At 63.2% G+C, this 18,354-nt stretch carries 18 protein-coding genes and 2 tRNA genes; 1 reads left to right on the plus strand and 19 read right to left on the minus strand.

Features of this window, described 5'->3' with window-relative positions; genetic code table 11:
* Window positions 1–3: 3 nt before the first annotated feature.
* From rimP to tpiA, 19 genes are all read right to left on the minus strand, one after another.
* Window positions 4–594, minus strand: coding sequence for a ribosome maturation factor RimP (gene rimP, locus XCSCFBP4642_RS0121470; protein WP_029221575.1), 591 nt, complete (start codon window positions 592–594; stop codon window positions 4–6).
* Between the two features lie 197 nt (window positions 595–791).
* Window positions 792–868, minus strand: a tRNA-Met gene (locus tag XCSCFBP4642_RS0121475).
* Between the two features lie 200 nt (window positions 869–1,068).
* Entirely contained in the window at window positions 1,069–2,529 is a 1,461-nt protein-coding gene (nuoN, locus tag XCSCFBP4642_RS0121480; protein ID WP_029221576.1) for an NADH-quinone oxidoreductase subunit NuoN, read from the minus strand.
* Window positions 2,530–2,564: 35 nt separating this feature from the next.
* Window positions 2,565–4,067, minus strand: a complete 1,503-nt coding sequence (locus tag XCSCFBP4642_RS0121485; protein WP_029221577.1) for an NADH-quinone oxidoreductase subunit M — start codon at window positions 4,065–4,067, stop codon at window positions 2,565–2,567.
* Window positions 4,068–4,087: 20 nt separating this feature from the next.
* Entirely contained in the window at window positions 4,088–6,262 is a 2,175-nt protein-coding gene (nuoL, locus tag XCSCFBP4642_RS0121490; RefSeq protein WP_029221578.1) for an NADH-quinone oxidoreductase subunit L, read from the minus strand.
* Between the two features lie 7 nt (window positions 6,263–6,269).
* Complete coding sequence (gene nuoK / locus XCSCFBP4642_RS0121495) at window positions 6,270–6,575, minus strand: NADH-quinone oxidoreductase subunit NuoK (protein ID WP_005914274.1); 306 nt, start codon at window positions 6,573–6,575, stop codon at window positions 6,270–6,272.
* Window positions 6,572–7,234, minus strand: a complete 663-nt coding sequence (locus tag XCSCFBP4642_RS0121500) for an NADH-quinone oxidoreductase subunit J (RefSeq protein WP_029221579.1) — start codon at window positions 7,232–7,234, stop codon at window positions 6,572–6,574. Before XCSCFBP4642_RS0121500 ends, nuoK begins: the two co-directional genes overlap by 4 nt.
* 4 nt (window positions 7,235–7,238) lie before the next feature.
* Window positions 7,239–7,727 (minus strand): NADH-quinone oxidoreductase subunit NuoI, encoded by a 489-nt coding sequence (nuoI, locus tag XCSCFBP4642_RS0121505; RefSeq protein ID WP_014508211.1) that lies wholly within the window; start codon window positions 7,725–7,727, stop codon window positions 7,239–7,241.
* Window positions 7,728–7,730: 3 nt separating this feature from the next.
* Window positions 7,731–8,822 (minus strand): NADH-quinone oxidoreductase subunit NuoH, encoded by a 1,092-nt coding sequence (nuoH, locus tag XCSCFBP4642_RS0121510; protein WP_029221580.1) that lies wholly within the window; start codon window positions 8,820–8,822, stop codon window positions 7,731–7,733.
* Window positions 8,819–11,053: an NADH-quinone oxidoreductase subunit NuoG gene (gene nuoG / locus XCSCFBP4642_RS0121515; protein ID WP_029221581.1), complete on the minus strand. Its 2,235-nt coding sequence runs from the start codon at window positions 11,051–11,053 to the stop codon at window positions 8,819–8,821. The genes nuoH and nuoG overlap by 4 nt, the downstream gene beginning before the upstream one ends.
* Window positions 11,050–12,384: an NADH-quinone oxidoreductase subunit NuoF gene (gene nuoF / locus XCSCFBP4642_RS0121520; protein WP_029221582.1), complete on the minus strand. Its 1,335-nt coding sequence runs from the start codon at window positions 12,382–12,384 to the stop codon at window positions 11,050–11,052. Before nuoF ends, nuoG begins: the two co-directional genes overlap by 4 nt.
* 3 nt (window positions 12,385–12,387) lie before the next feature.
* The gene (gene nuoE / locus XCSCFBP4642_RS0121525) at window positions 12,388–12,915 is read right to left on the minus strand and encodes an NADH-quinone oxidoreductase subunit NuoE (RefSeq protein WP_002810220.1); all 528 of its coding nucleotides are present in this window, start codon (window positions 12,913–12,915) and stop codon (window positions 12,388–12,390) included.
* Entirely contained in the window at window positions 12,912–14,219 is a 1,308-nt protein-coding gene (locus tag XCSCFBP4642_RS0121530) for an NADH-quinone oxidoreductase subunit D (protein WP_029221583.1), read from the minus strand. Before XCSCFBP4642_RS0121530 ends, nuoE begins: the two co-directional genes overlap by 4 nt.
* Window positions 14,216–14,968 carry an NADH-quinone oxidoreductase subunit C gene (locus XCSCFBP4642_RS0121535; RefSeq protein WP_029221584.1) on the minus strand — a complete coding sequence of 251 codons (753 nt, stop codon included), beginning with the start codon at window positions 14,966–14,968 and terminating at the stop codon, window positions 14,216–14,218. Before XCSCFBP4642_RS0121535 ends, XCSCFBP4642_RS0121530 begins: the two co-directional genes overlap by 4 nt.
* Before the next feature lie 36 nt (window positions 14,969–15,004).
* Window positions 15,005–15,559: a NuoB/complex I 20 kDa subunit family protein gene (locus XCSCFBP4642_RS0121540; protein WP_016944318.1), complete on the minus strand. Its 555-nt coding sequence runs from the start codon at window positions 15,557–15,559 to the stop codon at window positions 15,005–15,007.
* Window positions 15,550–15,906: an NADH-quinone oxidoreductase subunit A gene (locus XCSCFBP4642_RS0121545; RefSeq protein ID WP_011037659.1), complete on the minus strand. Its 357-nt coding sequence runs from the start codon at window positions 15,904–15,906 to the stop codon at window positions 15,550–15,552. Before XCSCFBP4642_RS0121545 ends, XCSCFBP4642_RS0121540 begins: the two co-directional genes overlap by 10 nt.
* 105 nt (window positions 15,907–16,011) lie before the next feature.
* Window positions 16,012–16,096: transfer RNA gene (locus XCSCFBP4642_RS0121550), tRNA-Leu, on the minus strand.
* A 49-nt stretch (window positions 16,097–16,145) separates the two neighbouring features.
* Window positions 16,146–16,622: a preprotein translocase subunit SecG gene (gene secG, locus XCSCFBP4642_RS0121555; protein ID WP_029221585.1), complete on the minus strand. Its 477-nt coding sequence runs from the start codon at window positions 16,620–16,622 to the stop codon at window positions 16,146–16,148.
* A 33-nt stretch (window positions 16,623–16,655) separates the two neighbouring features.
* Window positions 16,656–17,411, minus strand: a complete 756-nt coding sequence (gene tpiA / locus XCSCFBP4642_RS0121560) for a triose-phosphate isomerase (RefSeq protein WP_029221586.1) — start codon at window positions 17,409–17,411, stop codon at window positions 16,656–16,658.
* 112 nt (window positions 17,412–17,523) lie between these two features.
* Between tpiA and XCSCFBP4642_RS0121565 the strand changes: the two genes are divergently transcribed.
* Complete coding sequence (locus XCSCFBP4642_RS0121565; protein ID WP_029221587.1) at window positions 17,524–18,324, plus strand: SDR family NAD(P)-dependent oxidoreductase; 801 nt, start codon at window positions 17,524–17,526, stop codon at window positions 18,322–18,324.
* Window positions 18,325–18,354: the final 30 nt, after the last annotated feature.

The raw sequence follows: 18,354 nt of genomic DNA on the forward strand, positions 1-18,354 counted from the left end.
TCGTCACTCCGCGCGCGGCTTGCCAGCCGCCGACTCGTTGGATGGTTTCTTCTTGTCGTGCCCGGGTTTTTTCGGGCCGGGTTTGTTCGGTTTTTGCGGTGCCAGACCCAGCGCAGCCCAATCCGGCACGATGCGCGCCTTGTCGATGTTGTCGAAGCCGATCTGCACGTCCTTGCCATCGATGGCGAACACCACCGCGTCCGCGGCGGGCTCGATCCGCACGATCTGGCCCTGGAAGCGGCGCCGACCATCCTGCGCCAGCTTCAACACGATCTTGGCCGACTCGCCGGCATGGCGGGCGAACTGCTCCAGCGTGAACAACGGACGATCCACACCCGGCGAGGACACTTCCAGGGTGTAGTTGCCGCTGATGGGATCTTCGACGTCGAGCTGGGCAGACACTTCGCGACTCACACGCTCGCAGTCGTCGACGTTGATCACGCGCTCGGGCCGTTCGGCCAGCGGCACATCGATGTAGAGACGCAACGTAGCGCCACCTGGCGCGGGAAGATACTCCACGCCCAGCAGTTCCAAGCCCAGGGACTCAACCGTTGGACTCAGCAGATTCGCGATTTCGGTCGCTTTTTCGCTCACAGACTGCCCTGATCAGATGATTGCCAGTAGAACCCCGGCAACCGGCAGCAAACTTTCCGGTTCCGGAAAAAACAAGGGGCCCGATGGGCCCCTTGCGTGGAAAAAGCCCGACCTCTCAGGGTCGGCGCAAGGACGGGAACATGCGTCCTTACGATCCAAGAACTTGAATCACTGCGATGAAGCAACAATTCGAAACTTGGTAGCGGGGGCAGGATTTGAACCTGCGACCTTCGGGTTATGAGCCCGACGAGCTGCCAGACTGCTCCACCCCGCAGCAGAAGCGGAATTATGAAGAACTTGAGCGACAATTGCAAGCCCTAGTTTTTCATCTGTTGGACACCGTGATGGCTGTTCAACGTCGCGGCGAATGATAACCGCAATGCAACAAAAACGAAACACCAATCACAACATTAATTCAGTCATGCTGCGCGTCGGCCCAGCACAACGCACGCACGGGAAACGCAGGCACGCCGCTTAGGCGAGGCCCGCAAACGCGCGCTGGCACCACACCATGATCGGATTCCAAGCGACGCCCAGTGCGAGCAAGGCCAGTGCATTGACGCCCAGCACGGTGCCCAGCACGCGGTCGTTGTTGGCCGGCAGCGCCTCGCCGACCGGCTCATCAAAGTACATGACCTTGATGACGCGCAGATAGTAGTACGCGCCGATCACTGCACAGATCACGCCGACCAGGGCCAGCCACAACATATCGCCCCGCACCGCGGCGCCAAGCACGGCCAGCTTGGTCCAGAAGCCGAGGAACGGCGGGATACCTGCAAGCGAGGCCATGATGCACAGCACCAGGCCGGCCATCCACGGGTTACGCGCGTTGAGTCCCTTGAAGTCGTCGATGTTCTCCGCTTCGAACCCATTGCGCGACAACGCGATGATGGCGCCGAACGAAGCGGTGGACATGATGGTGTAGCTCACCGCATAGAACATCGCGGCCGAATAGCCCTCTTCCCCGCCACCGGCCACGCCCATCAGCAGGAAGCCGATGTGGGAAACCGTCGAGTAGGCCAGCATGCGCTTGAGATTGCTCTGCGCAATGGCCATCAGGTTGCCGATCACCAGCGACACTGCCGACAGACCGCCGATCAGCAGGTGCCATTCCGGCGACAACGGCCCCATGCCCACTTCAAGCAAGCGGTACGCCATACCGAATGCGGCCAGCTTGGGGGCCGAGCTGATGAACAGCGCGATCGGCGCTGGCGCACCCTGGTAGACGTCGGGCAGCCACATATGGAACGGCGCGGCGCCCAGCTTGAAGGCCACGCCGGCAATCATGAAGATGGTGCCGGTCAGCAGCAGCGTGCGCTCGCCCGAGCCTTCGATGGCATCGTGGATGCCGGCCAGACTCAGGGTGCCGGTAGCGCCGTAGACCAGCGACATGCCGTACAGCAGCAGGCCAGACGCCAGCGAACCCAGCACGAAATACTTCATCGCCGCTTCGGTCGCCAACCCGTTGTCGCGGTTGGATGCAACCAGCGCATACGAACACAGCGCCAGCAACTCCAGACCCAGGTAGACCATCAGCAAGCTGCCGGCCGAGGCCAGCAACATCATGCCGGCGGTAGCGAACAGCACCAGTACCGGGATCTCGCCCTGATAGAGATTGCGCTCGCGCAGGTAGGTCCAGCCATAGATCAGGCTCAGTCCGCTGACGAGCACGATGACGGTCTTCATCACGTCGGCGGCGGTATCGCGCAAGAACATGCCGCTGAAGATCTCGCCCTGCCCGCCTGTTCCGGTCGCAAGCAACGCCAGCACCACGGCCAGGACGGCGACGGAGAACAGGTGGGTCCAGACCTTGTTGCGCTGGCTCAAGAACAGGTCGAGCATCAGCAGGGCGAAGGCGCCGCCGATCAGCACCAGCTCCGGTACGAGCGGAGCCAGGTCAGCGGCGGTCAACGGCGCGAGCGTTGGCGTGGTCATCATCAAATCCTGAATTCAAAACGGACGGCAAGCCGTTAGAGCTTGGTCGCAGCAATCTGGGTCGCCAGCTTGGCGATCGACGGTTCCATCAGATCGGTCAGCGGCTTCGGATACAGGCCCAGGGCCAGTACGCCAGCGGCGAACACCCCCAGCACGAAGGCCTCGCGACCGTTGATGTCCTTCAGCTCGGCCACATGCGCATTGGCCACTTCGCCGAAGAACACGCGCTTGTACAGCCACAGCGTATAGGCAGCAGTGATCACCAGCGTGGTGGCGGCGGCAAAGGCGACTAACGGATGCTTCTGGAAGCTGGCCAGGATCACCATGAACTCGCCCACGAAACCGCTGGTACCCGGCAAGCCGGCGTTGGCCATGAAGAACAGCATGGCGAAGGTGGCGAACCACGGCATCACGTTGACCACACCGCCGTAATCGGCGATGCGACGGGTGTGCATGCGGTCGTACAGCACGCCGATGCAGGAGAACATCGCGCCGGAGACGAAACCATGCGAGATCATCTGCACCATCGCACCCTGCAGGCCCAGGCGCGCAGCATCGATGCTGCCGTAGTCGCGCACCAGGGTGAAGGCGATGAAGGTGCCCAGGGTGACGAAGCCCATGTGCGCAATGGACGAATAGGCCACCAGCTTCTTCATGTCGTCCTGGACCAACGCCACCAGGCCGACGTAGATCACCGCGATCAGCGAGAGCGTAATGACCAGCCAGGCGAAATCATGGCTGGCATCCGGCACGATCGGCAGGTTGAAGCGCAGGAAGCCGTAGCCACCGATCTTCAGCGCGATCGCAGCCAGGATCACCGAACCGGCCGTCGGCGCTTCCACATGCGCGTCCGGCAGCCAGGTGTGCACCGGGAACATCGGCACCTTGACCGCGAACGCGATCAGGAACGCGAAGAAGATCCAGGTCTGTTCCTTGGCGGTCAGCTGCAGTGCGTACAGGTCGGCCAGCTGGAAGCTGCCACCCTTCAGGTACAGGTAGACCAGGCCCACCAGCATCAGCACCGAGCCGAGGAAGGTGTAGAGGAAGAACTTCATCGCCGCGTAGATGCGCCGCGGGCCACCCCAGACGCCGATGATCAGGAACATCGGGATCAGCATGGCTTCGAAGAACACGTAAAACAGCATCGCGTCGGTCGCAGCGAAGATACCGACAGTGACCCCTTCCAGGATCAGGAACGCGGCCACGTACTGATTGACGCGCTTGTCGATCGAGCGCCAGGCGCCGATCAACGCCAGCACCGTCACCAGCGTGGTCAGCACGATCAACGCAACCGCGATGCCGTCCACGCCCAGGTTGTAGCCGATGTTGTAGGCCGGAATCCAGGCATGCAGTTCGATGAACTGCATCGCGCCGTTGGCGGTGTCGTAGCCCAGCAGCGGCAGACTCAGCACAAAGGTCGCCACCGACACCGCCAACGCTGCCCAGCGGGCAGTCTCGGCGTTGCGCAACGCAAGGATCAGGGCGCCACCGATAATCGGCAGCCAGATCAAGATAGACAGTAAAGGCCAGTTCGACACGTTTTCTTATTCCGTACAGGTCAACGCCAGAAATGCATCAGTACCGCCAACAAGGCGATCAAACCGATGATCATTGCGAAGGCGTAGTGATAGAGGAAACCGGATTGCGTGCGACGCAGCAGATTTGCAGCCAGGTCGATCAGTCGGGCAGAACCATTGACGACCGCACCGTCGACCACATGGGTATCGACTGCACGTGACGCCTTGCCAAGGACAACGCCGCCACCGGCGAAGCCATTGATCCAGAGCTTGTCGAAGCCGTACTTGTTTTCCAGCAGCCACACGATGGGCGCGAAGGCCTTGCGCGACTTGGTGGCCAGCTCCGGCTTCCACAGGTAGAACAGCGCGGCGAGCAACAGGCCGGCAACGGTCAGGAAGAACGGTGCCGCCATCATGCCGTGCAGTGCGAACGCGACCGGGCCATGGAATTCTTCGGCCAGGGCGCCGACGGTATCGCGCGCCGGGTCGTAGAAATCGACGATGCCGGTGAAGAACGAGACCGCCTGGCCCTGCAGCGCATGCGCGGCGTGGTGGCCCTGCCAGTCGGTGCCGAACAGCATCGGACCGATGGTGAAGAAACCGATCGCCACCGACGGAATCGCCAGCAGGATCAACGGCAGCGTGACCACCCACTTGGACTCGTGCGGCTCGTGCACACCGTGGTGGCCATGACCGTGGTCGTCGTGGCCGTGCGCATCGTGTGAATGTACGTCGTGCGCATGACTGTCGTGCGCGTGGACCTGCGCCCCGGCATCGGTGTGCGCACTGTCGTGGTGTGCATGCGCGTCGTGCGCATGCGCATCGCGGAAGCGTTCCTTGCCGTGGAAGGTCAGGAACAGCAGACGGAAGCTGTAGAAGCTGGTCACCAACACGCCGCCGAGCACCGCCCAGTAGCCATAGGTCGCCACCCAGCTGTGCGATTCGTGCGCATGGTGCGCAGCCGCCTCGATGATGGTGTCCTTCGAGTAGAAGCCGGAGAAGAACGGCGTACCGACCAGGGCCAGGGTACCGATCACACTGGTCCAGTAGGTCACCTTCATGTACTTGCGCAGGCCGCCCATCTTGCGCATGTCCTGCTCGTGGTGCATGCCGATGATGACCGAACCGGCCGCCAGGAACAGCAGCGCCTTGAAGAAGGCGTGGGTCATCAGATGGAACACCGCCGCCGAATAGGCCGACACGCCCAGCGCCACGGTCATGTAGCCCAGCTGCGACAGCGTGGAATACGCCACCACGCGCTTGATATCGTTCTGCACGATGCCGATCAGGCCGGTGAAGAAGGCCGTGGTCGCACCGATGAACAAGATGAAGTTCAGCGCGGTTTCCGACAGCTCGAACAGCGGCGACATGCGCGCCACCATGAAGATGCCGGCGGTCACCATCGTTGCGGCATGGATCAGCGCCGAGATCGGCGTCGGGCCTTCCATCGAGTCCGGCAGCCACACATGTAACGGTACCTGCGCCGACTTACCCATCGCACCGATGAACAGGCAGATGCAGATCAGCGTCATCACGCTCCATTCGTGACCGGCAAACAGCTGCACCTTGGCACCGGCCATGGTGGTCGCGTTGGCAAACACGGTGGAGTAATCCAGCGAGCCGAACCACAGCAGCACGCCGGCAATACCGAGAATGAAACCGAAGTCGCCGACGCGATTGACCAGGAACGCCTTCATGTTGGCGAATACCGCAGTCGGGCGCTTGAACCAGAAACCGATCAGCAGGTACGACACCAGGCCCACCGCTTCCCAGCCGAAGAACAGCTGCAGGAAGTTGTTGCTCATCACCAGCGTGAGCATGGAGAAGGTGAACAACGAGATATAGCTGAAGAAGCGCTGGTAGCCCGGATCTTCTTCCATGTAGCCGATGGTGTAGATGTGCACCAGCAACGACACGAAGGTCACCACCACCATCATCATCGCGGTCAAGCGATCGACCATGAAACCGACGTGTGCCGAGTAGCTGCCGACGTCGAAGAAGGTGTACAGGTTCTGGTTGAACGGGCTGGCGCCCTGCTCCACCAGTTGGTACAGCGTCAGGCACGACAGCACACAGCTGACCGCAACGCCGAGGATGGTGACGTACTGCGCGCCCTTGCGCCCCACCTGACGACCGAACAGGCCGGCGATGATGCTGCCGACCAGCGGTGCGAGCACCACTGCGATCAGCAGACTCTTGGAGAGAGTGATTTCCATCTACAGGTCAGCCCTTCAACGTATCGACTTCGGCCACATTGATCGTGCGGCGTGTGCGGAACAGAGTCACCAGGATCGCAAGGCCGATCGCAGCCTCCGCGGCGGCGACGGTCAGGATGAAGAACACGAACAACTGACCGGCGGTGTCGCCAAGCTCGCGCGAAAACGCAATGAAGTTGACGTTGACCGACAGCAGCATCAACTCGATCGACATCAGCAACACGATGACGTTCTTGCGGTTGAGGAAGATGCCGGCCAGGGAGATGCAGAACAGCACCGCGCCCAGTCCAAGCAGGTGGCCCAAGGTAATCAAGACTTTGCCTCCTGTCCGTCGGCCGCGTCGCCCTGCGGTGCGACCTGTACCGGCGTTTCAACCGTCATTTTGACCATGCGAAGTCGATCGCCAGCCTTGACCCGCGACTGCTCGGACGCATTCTGCATCTTGATGCCGGTGCGCTTGCGCAGGGTCAGCATCACCGCCGCCACCACCGCCACGGTCAGGATCACTGCGGCAAATTCGAACGGCAGCAAGAATTCGGTGTACAGGCTCTTGGCCAGCCAGGTCAGGTTCGAGCTGTCTGCGGCTTGTGCCGCTGCGTTGTCTGCCGGGAACGGCGTGACGCTGCGCGCCTTGACACCGATCAAGGTGACCATCTGCGCCAGCATCGCCACGGCGACGATGACGCCGAGCGGCATGTACTTGACCCAGCCCTCGCGCAGGCGACTGGTGTCGATGTCGAGCATCATCACCACGAACAGGAACAGCACCATCACCGCGCCGACGTAGACGAGCACCAGCGTGACGCCGAGGAACTCGGCGCCGACCAGCAACCAGATGCAGGCCATCGAGAAGAAGGTGAGGATCAGGCACAACACGGCGTACACCGGGTTGCGCACGCTGATCACCGCACCGGCGGAAACGACCGCGACGGCGGAGAAGGCGTAGAAAGCAATAGTGACCCAGTCCATCATGACCTCAACGGAAGGCGGCATCGGCAGCGCGACGCTCGGCGATCTCGGCTTCGAGCCGGTCTCCGATCGCCAGCAGCTGCGGCTTGTTGACAATGTTCTCGCCACGCTTCTCGAAGTGGTACTCGAGGATGTGCGTCTCGACGATCGAGTCCACCGGGCAGCTTTCTTCGCAGAAGCCGCAGAAGATGCACTTGAACAGGTCGATGTCGTAACGCGTGGTGCGGCGGGTGCCGTCCTCGCGCTTGGCCGAGTCGATGGTGATCGCCAGCGCCGGGCATACCGCTTCGCACAGCTTGCAGGCAATGCAGCGCTCTTCGCCGTTGGGATAGCGGCGCAGGGCGTGCAAGCCACGGAAACGCGGCGACTGCGGGAACTTCTCCATCGGGTACAGCACGGTGTACTTGGGCTTGAACGTGTATTTCAACGTCAGCCACAAACCGCCGAGCAGTTCGAGCAGCAGCAGGCTCTTGAAGTAATGGGTGATCTTGTTCATCAGTTACACGCCCTTCTGGATCACGCCGTAAAACACCATCAATGCCGTCACTGCGATCCATACGATCGTGAGCGGAATGAACACCTTCCAGCCCAGACGCATGATCTGGTCGTAGCGGTAGCGCGGGAAGCTGGCGCGGAACCAGATGTAGGCGCTGGCGAAGAAGAACACCTTCATCAGCAGCCACGGCCAACCGCCCTTCCACAGCCAGTCGATCCACGGCGAGATATCCGCATTGACCCAGCCCTGGATCGGGCTCAACCAACCGCCGAGGAAGAAGATCGAGATCAGGAAGCTGACCAGGATCATGTTGGCGTATTCGGCCAGGAAGAACAGCGCGAACGCGCCGCCCGAGTATTCCACCATGTGGCCGGCAACGATTTCCGATTCGCCTTCCACCACGTCGAACGGCGCGCGGTTGGTTTCGGCAACGCCGGAGACCCAGTACACGATGAACAACGGGAACAGCGGAATCAGGAACCAGTCGAAAAAGCCCGAATTGCCGCCCTGTGCCAGCACGATCTGGCTCAGATTGACGCTACCCGAGGCGATCATCACGCCAACCAGCGCAAAGCCCATCGCGATTTCGTAGCTGACCACCTGCGCGGCCGAGCGCATCGCACCCAGGAAGGCGTACTTGGAGTTGGATGCCCAGCCCGCCAGGATGATGCCGTACACGCCCAGCGAGGTCATCGCCAGCAGATACAGCAGACCCACGTTTGCATTGGACAACACCAGCTGCGCATCGAACGGCACCACCGACCAGGCGGCGAAGGCCGGCGCCAGCGTCAGCAGCGGCGCGATGATGAACATCGCCTTGTGCGAGCTGGCCGGCTGCAGGATCTCCTTGAACAGGAGCTTGAAGACGTCGGCGAAGGCCTGGAAGATGCCCATGCCCACATACATGGGCCCGTGGCGCACGTGCATCCAGCCGATCAACTTGCGCTCCCACACCACGTAGAAGGCCACCGATACGATCACCGGCACGGCGATCAGCAGGATCTTCAGCACGGCCCAGAGCACCACGCCACCGTCGCCCAGCCCAAGGAACCATTGATGGAGGGGATCGACCACGTTCAACAGCAATTCGTTCATGCAGCCACCACCGTTACACGACCGGCACCGAGCGGCGCGGTTGCGCCATGGCCGGATTCGATCCACACCGTGCCCGGTGCGACGCGCTTGTCCAGCACCACCGGCAACGTCGCCTTACCCGCGTCGGTGCCTACCTTGACCATCTGCCCTTCGCCGACCTGCAACTGCGCGGCCTGCTCCGGATGCATCGCCACACACGGGGCGATATTGAGCGGGTGCGACTGCAGCGCGGCGGCGCGGCGCACGACGGCATCGGTGCGATAGATCGCCGCGGTTGCCGCCACTTCCAGACCTGTGCCGGAGACAGCCGGCTGCGCCGAAGCGGCCGGGCTCACCGTGCGGTTCTGCATGCCGGCACGCAGGCCGACCAGATCGATGAATTCGAAACCGGCCAGACCCAGCTCGCCACCAAGCGCGCGCAGGACGCGCCAACCCTCACGCGCTTCGACCGGCAGGCGGCCTGCAGCACGTGCGGTCTGCACGCGACCGTCGAGATTGGTCAGCGAGGCATCGATTTCCGGTAATGCACCGATCGGCAGAATCACGTCCGCCACATCGCGCGTCGACGCGCAGGCGAACTGGCTGAATGCAACGACCTTGGCACCGGCAAGCGCGGTGCGGGCAGCGGCGGCGTCGGCAAAATCCAGGCCAGGCTCGATGCCGTACAACACATAGGCCTGACGCGGTTGCGCCAGCATGCCGGCCACATCGCGTGCGGACGGCAGCACACCCTGCGACACCAGGCCCACGGCGTTGGCACCCTGCGGGATGCGGCACAGCGATGCGCCGGTTGCGGCGGCGAAGTCGCGTGCAGCGGCACGCAGCGCTGCAGCCTGCGGATGATTTTCGGCCAATGCGCCGACCACGATCACCGCGCGTGTCGCACCCTTGACGGCATCACGCAGGGTGGCGTCGTCGAGCGCAGCTGCCAACTGCGACGGCGCGACCACGGTGCGGCTGGCCTGGGTGAAGGCGAAATCGAAATCGACCGGATTGACCGAATGGATCTGCGTGCGGTTCTGGATATGCGCCTTGCGCAACCGCGCATGCAGCAGCGGCAGCTCATGACGCACATTGCTGCCGAACAGCACCACCACATCGGCCTGCTCGATCTCGGCCAGCGGCGTGGCAAACGGCTCGGCCACTGCCGCGTCGGAGAAGTCGCGGTTCAGCAGACGGTGATCCAGATTGCCGCTGCCCAGCCCTTCGGCCAGACGCGCAAGCAGCGCGCCCTCCTCGTTCGAGGTGGCCGGATGCACCAGCACACCGAGCTGATCGCCGGCATTGTCGCGCAGGATCTGCGTCGCGGCAGCCAGACCTTCGACCCAGCTCACCTCGGTCCACTCACCGTTGACCTTCTTCAGCGGCTTGACCGCACGGTCATCCGAATACAGGCCCTGGTGCGAATAACGGTCGCGATCGGACAGCCAGCATTCGTTGACCGCTTCGTTCTCGCGCGGCACGGTGCGCAGCACTTCGCCGCGACGCACGTGCAGGAACAGGTTCGAGCCCATCGCATCGTGGTAGCCAAGCGACTCGCGCGCCATCAATTCCCACGGACGTGCGCGGAACTGGAACACCTTGTTGGTCAGCGCGCCCACCGGGCACACGTCGATGACGTTGCCGGAAATTTCGGTGGTCAGCGGCTTGCCGTCGTAGGTGCCGATCTGCAGGTTTTCGCCGCGATACATGCCGCCCAGCTCGTAGGTGCCGGCGATGTCCGCAGTGAAGCGCACGCAGCGCGTGCACTGGATGCAGCGGGTCATCTCGGTGGCGATCAGCGGACCGATGTCCTCGTCCGGCACCACGCGCTTGCGCTCGTTGAAGCGGCTCACCGAGCGGCCGTAGCCGAGCGAGACGTCCTGCAGCTCGCACTCGCCGCCCTGATCGCAGATTGGGCAATCCAGCGGGTGATTGATCAGCAGGAATTCCATCACGCTGCGCTGGTACTTCAGCGCCTTTTCGCTACGCGTGGTGACCTTCATGCCATCCATCACCGGCGTGGCGCAGGCGGGCGACGGCTTGGGCGACTTTTCGACATCGACCAGGCACATGCGGCAATTGGCCGCGATCGGCAGCTTCTCGTGGTAGCAGAAGCGCGGAATCGGGATGCCGGCCTTGTCGGCGGCCTGGATGATCATCGAGCCCTTCGGCACCACCAGGGACTGCCCGTCGATCTCGACGGTCACATGGTCCGGTGGCACGTTCGGGTTCACTGGTTGGGCGCTCATGCAGCCACTCCGACGTGCGTATCGACGATCGAACGACCGTTGACGATGTAGTATTCGAATTCGTCCCAGAACTGGCGCAGGAAGCCCTGAATCGGCCATGCTGCCGCTTCACCGAACGCGCAGATGGTGTGGCCTTCGATCTGGCCGGCGACGGTGCGCAGCTGATGCAGGTCTTCCATCGTGGCCTTGCCGGCAACGATGCGCTCCAGCACGCGGTGCATCCAGCCGGTTCCTTCGCGGCACGGGGTGCACTGGCCGCAGGATTCCTTGTGGAAGAACTGCGAAATGCGGCAAGCGAAACGCACGCAGCAGACGCTGTCGTCCAGCACCACGATGGCGCCAGAACCCAGACCGGTGCCGAGCGCACGCAAGGTGTCGTAATCCATCTGCAGGCCAGCGACCTGGTCGGCCTTCAGCACCGGCATCGACACGCCGCCGGGCACCACGCCCTTGAGGGTGCGACCCGGGCGCAGACCGCCGGCCATTTCCAGCAATTCGTCGAAGGTGGTGCCGAGCGGCACTTCGAAGTTGCCGCCCTTCTGCACGCAACCGGACACCGAGAAAATCTTCGGGCCGCCGTTTTTGGTCTTGCTCAAACCGAGGAACCACTCCGGCCCGTTGCGAATGATCGCCGGCACCGACGCATAGGTCTCGGTATTGTTGATGGTGGTCGGCTTGCCGTACAGGCCGAAGTTCGCCGGGAACGGCGGCTTGTAGCGCGGCTGGCCTTTCTTGCCTTCCAGCGATTCCATCAATGCGGTTTCTTCGCCGCAGATGTAAGCGCCGGCACCCAGCGCACCGTAGATGTCGATATCCACGCCGCTGCCGAGAATGTTCTTGCCCAACCAACCGTTGGCATAGGCATCAGCCAGTGCCAGCTCGAAGTTTTCGAACGGCTCGTGGTGGAATTCGCCACGCAGGTAGTTGTAGCCCACCGTCGAGCCGGTGGCGTAGCAGGCGATCGCCATGCCCTCCACCACCGAATGCGGGTTGTAGCGCAGGATGTCGCGGTCTTTGCAGGTGCCCGGCTCGGATTCGTCCGAATTGCACAGGATGTACTTCTGCATCGTGCCCTTGGGCATGAACGACCACTTCAACCCGGTCGGAAAGCCTGCACCACCGCGACCGCGCAGGTTCGACGCCTTGACCATTTCGATGACATCGGCCGGCGGAATCTTTTCTTCCAGGATCTTGCGCAGCGCGGCGTAGCCACCGGCTTTCAGATAGCTCTCGTACGACCACGGAGTGTCGTAGTGCAGGGTCGTGTAGACGACCTGATGCGGCAACGGCGCCGGACCGACTGGGCCTGTGGGTGCGTGATGATGTGCCATGTCTTACTCCAGCCCGTCCAGCAGCGCGTCGACCTTCTCTTTCGTCAGGTGCTCGTGGTAGTGGCCGTTGATGACCATCATCGGCGCTGCGGAGCAGGCCGCCAGACACTCTTCTTCGCGCTTGAGGTAGACGCGGCCATCGGCCGTCGACTGACCCAGCTTGCAACCCAGCTTCTTTTCAGCATGGGCCAGCAGATCTTCGGCGCCGTTGAGCCAGCAGCTGATGTTGGTGCAGAACGCCACGTTGTGGCGGCCGACGCGTTCGGTCTCGAACATCGAGTAGAAGCTGGCGACCTCATACGCCCACACCGGCGGCAGTTCCAGATACTTGGCCACGCCCACGATCAACTCGTCGGTCAGCCAGCCCTGGTTCTGTTCCTGCGCAGCATGCAGGCCCTGCAGCACCGCCGACCGCTTGCGGTCGGGCGGAAACTTGCTCAGCCAATGATCGATGTGCGCGCGCGTCTTCTCGCTCAGCACCACCTGCGGATCGACGTCGCGCGCCGCTTCGAAATTACCCGTCGCCTTCATCGGTCAACCTCACCGAAAACCAAATCGTAAGTACCGATCATCGCCACGACATCGGCCAGCAGATAGCCCCGCACCACCGCGTCCATCGACGACAGATGCGCAAAGCCCGGCGCGCGCAGATGCACGCGGAACGGCTTGTTGGCGCCATCGGACATCAGGTAGCAGCCGAACTCGCCCTTGGGCGCTTCGACCGCGCTATAGGTTTCGCCGGCCGGCACGCAGTAGCCTTCACTGAACAGCTTGAAGTGATGGATCAACGCTTCCATGTCGTCCTTCATGCCTTCGCGGCTGGGCGGGGCGACCTTGAAATTGGGCACCATGACCGGGCCCGGGTTGGCCTTGAGCCAGGTTACGCACTGCTTGATGATGCGGTTGGACTCGCGCATCTCGGCCACGCGGACCAGGTAACGGTCGTAGCAGTCGCCATTGGTGCCGACCGGGATATCGAACTCCACTGCGTCGTACTTGGCGTAGGGCTGCTTCTTGCGCAGATCCCATTCGATACCCGAACCACGCAGCATCGGACCGGTCATGCCCCAGGCACGTGCCAGATCCGGGCTGATGATGCCGACATCCACGGTACGCTGCTTCCAGATGCGGTTATCGGTCAGCAGGGTTTCGTATTCGTCCACACGCGACGGGAAGGTGTTGGTGAACTCCTCCAGGAAGTCCAGCATGCTGCCTTCGCGACCGGCGTTGCGCTTCTTCAGCGCCCCGCCCTTGTGCCAGCGCGATTCCTTGTACTGCGGCATGCGATCGGGCAGATCGCGGTAGACGCCGCCCGGGCGGTAATAGGCCGCGTGCATGCGCGCGCCGCTGACCGCCTCGTACACGTCCATCAGCTCTTCGCGCTCGCGGAACGCGTACAGCATCACCGCCATCGCGCCCAGATCGAGCGCATTGGAGCCGACCCACATCAAGTGATTCTTGATGCGGGTGATCTCGTCGAACATGGTGCGGATGTACTGCGCACGCTCGGGTGCCTCGATGCCCATCAGGGACTCGATCGCGCGCACATAGGCGTGTTCGTTGCACATCATCGACACGTAATCCAGGCGGTCCATGTACGGCACCGACTGGTTGAACGGCTTGGACTCGGCCAGCTTCTCGGTGCCACGGTGCAGCAGGCCGATATGCGGATCGGCGCGCACCACGGTTTCGCCATCCATTTCCAGGATCAGGCGCAGCACGCCGTGCGCCGCAGGATGCTGCGGGCCGAAGTTCATCGTGTAATTGCGGATTTCCTGCTTGCTTTCCACAGGATTGCTCGCGAAGGCATCGGTTGCCTGGCGGAACTCACTCACTTGGCAGTCTCCGACTTGCCCACTTCACCGGCGGCAGTCTCATAACGGGCGTCGTCGCGGATCACGCGCGGCACGCCAACACGCGGCTCGACCGATGTCACCGGCTCGTACACCACGCGCTTGCGCTCGTCGTCGTAGCGCACTTCGACATTGCCGATCAGCGGGAAATCCTTGCGGAACGGATGGCCGACGAATCCATAGTCGGTCAGGATGCGGCGCAGGTCCGGATGACCATCGAACACGATGCCGAACAGGTCGAAGGCTTCGCGCTCGAACCAGTTCACGCCCGGCCAGATGTCGGTCACCGAGGCCACGACTGGCACTTGCTCGTCCGGCGCATAGCAACGCACCCGCAGACGCTGGTTGTACCGGTAGGAAATCAGCTGGGCGACCACTGCGAAACGCTGCTTGGGCAGCTGCTGCGGCTGGGCGCCATCGGAGCTTTCCTGGCTGGGGAATTCGCCCCAGGCGAAACGACCGACGGCCTTGCCCTCGACGCCGCGGCTGAACCCCTGCGAGGACACATCGGCAGTGTCCCATTCGTCGCTGCCATACCCCAGGTAATCGACGCCACACAGGTCGCTGAGCTGTTCGAAACCGAGTTCGTCGCGCAGCGCAAGACAGGTCGCGTGCCAGTCGGCCGCAGCGACTTCCAGCGTCACCTCGCCGCGCGGCAGGGCCACGGCGATCTGCGCACCGGCGAAACGTGCCGCGAGTCGGTCAGTGAAGGAGGATGCTTGCTCTGCCATGGGGGCTTGGCTGCTCTCGGTAGGAGAAGACGGGTGTCAGCGTGCGATGGTCTGGGTTCGCCAGATCTTCTTCTGCAGCTGCAGGATGCCGTAGACCAGCGCCTCGGCGGTCGGCGGGCAGCCCGGGACATAGATGTCCACCGGCACGATGCGATCGCAACCGCGCACCACCGAATACGAATAATGGTAGTAGCCGCCGCCATTGGCGCAGCTGCCCATCGAAATGACCCACTTCGGGTCCGGCATCTGGTCGTAGACCTTGCGCAGCGCCGGAGCCATCTTGTTGACCAGCGTACCGGCGACGATCATCACGTCGGACTGGCGCGGCGACGGGCGGAACACCACGCCGTAGCGGTCAAGATCCAGACGCGCGGCGCCGGCATGCATCATCTCGACCGCGCAGCACGCCAGGCCGAAGGTCATCGGCCACATCGAGCCGGTGCGTGCCCAGTTCAGCAGTGCGTCGACGCTGGTGGTCACATAGCCCTTTTCCAGCAGCGGGTTTTCGCCTTCCGGGCGCAGGATGTCTTCCACCCGGCCTTCCGGCATCGGGTTGGTCATCAGACGATCCAGGGTCTGAATCACTCCCATTCCAGCGCTCCCTTCTTCCACACATAGATAAAGCCGAGGAACAACATGCCGACGAACAGCCCCATGGTGACCAGCGAACGCGCGCCGATCTCCATGAACACCTGCGTCCAGGGCACGATAAAGATGATTTCCAGGTCGAACACGATGAACTGGATCGCAATGAGGTAGTAGCGCACATCGAACTTCATGCGCGCGTCTTCGAATGCCTCGAAGCCACACTCGTACGGCGAGAGCTTGCGCGCGTCCGGGCTGCGCGGAGCGAGGAACCGGCCAATCAGCATCAACACGATGCCGATGCCAGTGGCGACAACCAGAAACAGCAGACTCGGCAAATATTCGGCCAGCACAGCGATTCTCTCTTGCCTCTGCCCGCACGCGCCGCGTGCCGGCATGGGGTATAGGCAGACCCCGCGCGCGGCATGCCGCAATGCGCAGGAACTGCAGCCAAACAATGGTGCCCAAGAGGGGACTCGAACCCCTACGACCTAAGTCGCTACCACCTCAAGGTAGTGCGTCTACCAATTCCGCCACCTGGGCATACGTTGCGACGCTGGGCATCCCAGTGCGCAGCGTATTGTAACCGGCTTCAGCGTTTTTGTGCTGGTTCTGAAGCGTTTTCTTCGCGTGCCGCAGGCACCGGCTGCGTGGCCGCGGGCTGCGCCGGCGTTGCAGCCGGTGCGGCGACAGGCGCCGGCTGCGATGGAGCGGTCGGCACTGCACCGCTGGCGGGCGCCTGCGGCAGCGGCTGGGTCAGCTCACCAGCGGCGGCGGCCGGCGCAGGAGTTGCCGCCTGCGACATTACACCCAGGTTCTGGTCGGTGGGACGGGCGCCATGGGTGGCGTACCAGGCCATGAACAGGCTGATGCTGAAGAACACCACCGCCAGCCACTTGGTCGACTTGGACAGGAAGTTCGACGCACCCTGCGACCCGAACACCGTGCCCGACGCACCCGCGCCGAAACCGGACCCGGCCGCAGCACCGGCACCGCGCTGCATCAGGATCAGCGCAATCATCGCCAGCGCGACCAGTACGTAGACCACATTGAGGATCAACATCAGCATTTCGAAATCCGTCCCCGGACAAAACTTAATGGGTTAACGAGCGGCCGCCGCACGCGCGATGGCCAGGAAGTCTTCGGCAACCAGTGATGCGCCACCGACCAGCCCGCCATCGACGTCGGGCTGCGCGAACAGCTCGGCCGCGTTGTCGGGCTTGACACTACCCCCGTACAGGATGGGCAGGCAATCGGCGATTCTAGCATCCGCCTTCGCGACTTCGCCACGCAGGAAGGCGTGCACGGCCTGGGCCTGGGCCGGACTGGCGGTCCGCCCGGTGCCGATCGCCCAGATCGGCTCGTATGCGAGCACGGCCCGTTCGAAGCCTTGGCGACCGACCAGGGCAATCACCGGTTCGAGCTGAGCACGCAGGATTGCCTCAGTCTGACCGGCCTCACGCTGTTCCAGCGATTCGCCCATGCACAGCACCGGGATCAATCCGGCGTGGAGGGCGGCGGCAAACTTGTGCGCCACCAGCTCGCTGTTCTCCTGATGGTACTGGCGGCGCTCGGAGTGGCCGACCAGGCCGTACTCGGCACCGACATCCACCAGCATCGTGGCCGACACCTCGCCGGTGTAGGCGCCCTTCTCGTTACTGCTGACGTCCTGGGCTCCGAAGGACAGGTGATGTGCCTCGAAATCCTCGATCAGGTCGCCGAGGTAAGGCAGTGGCGGCAGGATGACGACATCGACACCCTCCAGGGGCATGTGCGCGGCGACCTTGGCCACCAGGTCGGTGGCGAAGGTGCGGCTACCATGCAGCTTCCAGTTTCCAGCAACGATTTTGCGACGCATCAGGCGCAGGTTCCTGAGTTGAAGACGGGCGACAGAATAGCCCATGCCCTGTCGGCAACCGGCACACTTGTGTCCGACAGATGTCCTATGCCTCCCTCAACAGGAACCCGCCATGTCCGATTCGCCTGTCTTCGCCCTGATCACCGGCGCCTCCAGCGGCATCGGCCGCGAGATCGCACGGGCGTATGCCAGTCGGGGCATACCTTTGATCCTGACCGCGCGACGGGTGGACCGGCTGCAGGCGCTGGCCACCGAACTGGGCATGCGGGTGCGCGTGGAAATCCTGCCGGCCGACCTGGCCGACCCGGACGCGGCGCAGATGCTGGTTGCGCAGATCCAGCGCGCGGGCTGGACGGTGGGCACCCTGGTCAACAATGCCGGCTATGGCGTGCCGGGCCGGTATCTGCGCAACGACTGGGCCACGCATGCACGCTTTCTACAGGTGATGATAGGCGCGGTGTGCGAACTCACCTGGCGGTTGCTGCCGATGATCCGCGCCAGCGGCCAGGGGCGCATTCTCAACGTGGCCTCGTTCGCCGCGCTCACGCCCAGTGCCGATGGGCAGACCCTGTATGCGGCCAGCAAGAGTTTCCTGCTGCGCTTCAGCGAATCGCTGGCACTGGAAAACGCCGATTGCGCGGTCAAGGTGTGTGCCTTGTGCCCGGGCTTTGCGTGGTCGGAATTCCACGACGTCACGGGCACGCGCGAAGCGATGTCCACCCTGCCCGCCTGGGCCTGGCTACAGGCCGATGCGGTCGCCGAATACGGCATCGCCGCGTTGGAGCGTGGGCAGGTGCTGGCGGTGCCGGGTTGGCGCTATCGTCTGGTCAACGCCGCCCTGCGCGTGTTGCCGCACGCGCTGGCCTTGCGCCTGATGGCGCGCGGCTCGCATCGGGTACGGCCGCTGGACTGAGCCGGCCATGGCCGGCGGTTCAGGGCGGCC

The sequence above is a fragment of the Xanthomonas cassavae CFBP 4642 genome (genome assembly GCF_000454545.1).
Taxonomy (GTDB): domain Bacteria; phylum Pseudomonadota; class Gammaproteobacteria; order Xanthomonadales; family Xanthomonadaceae; genus Xanthomonas; species Xanthomonas cassavae.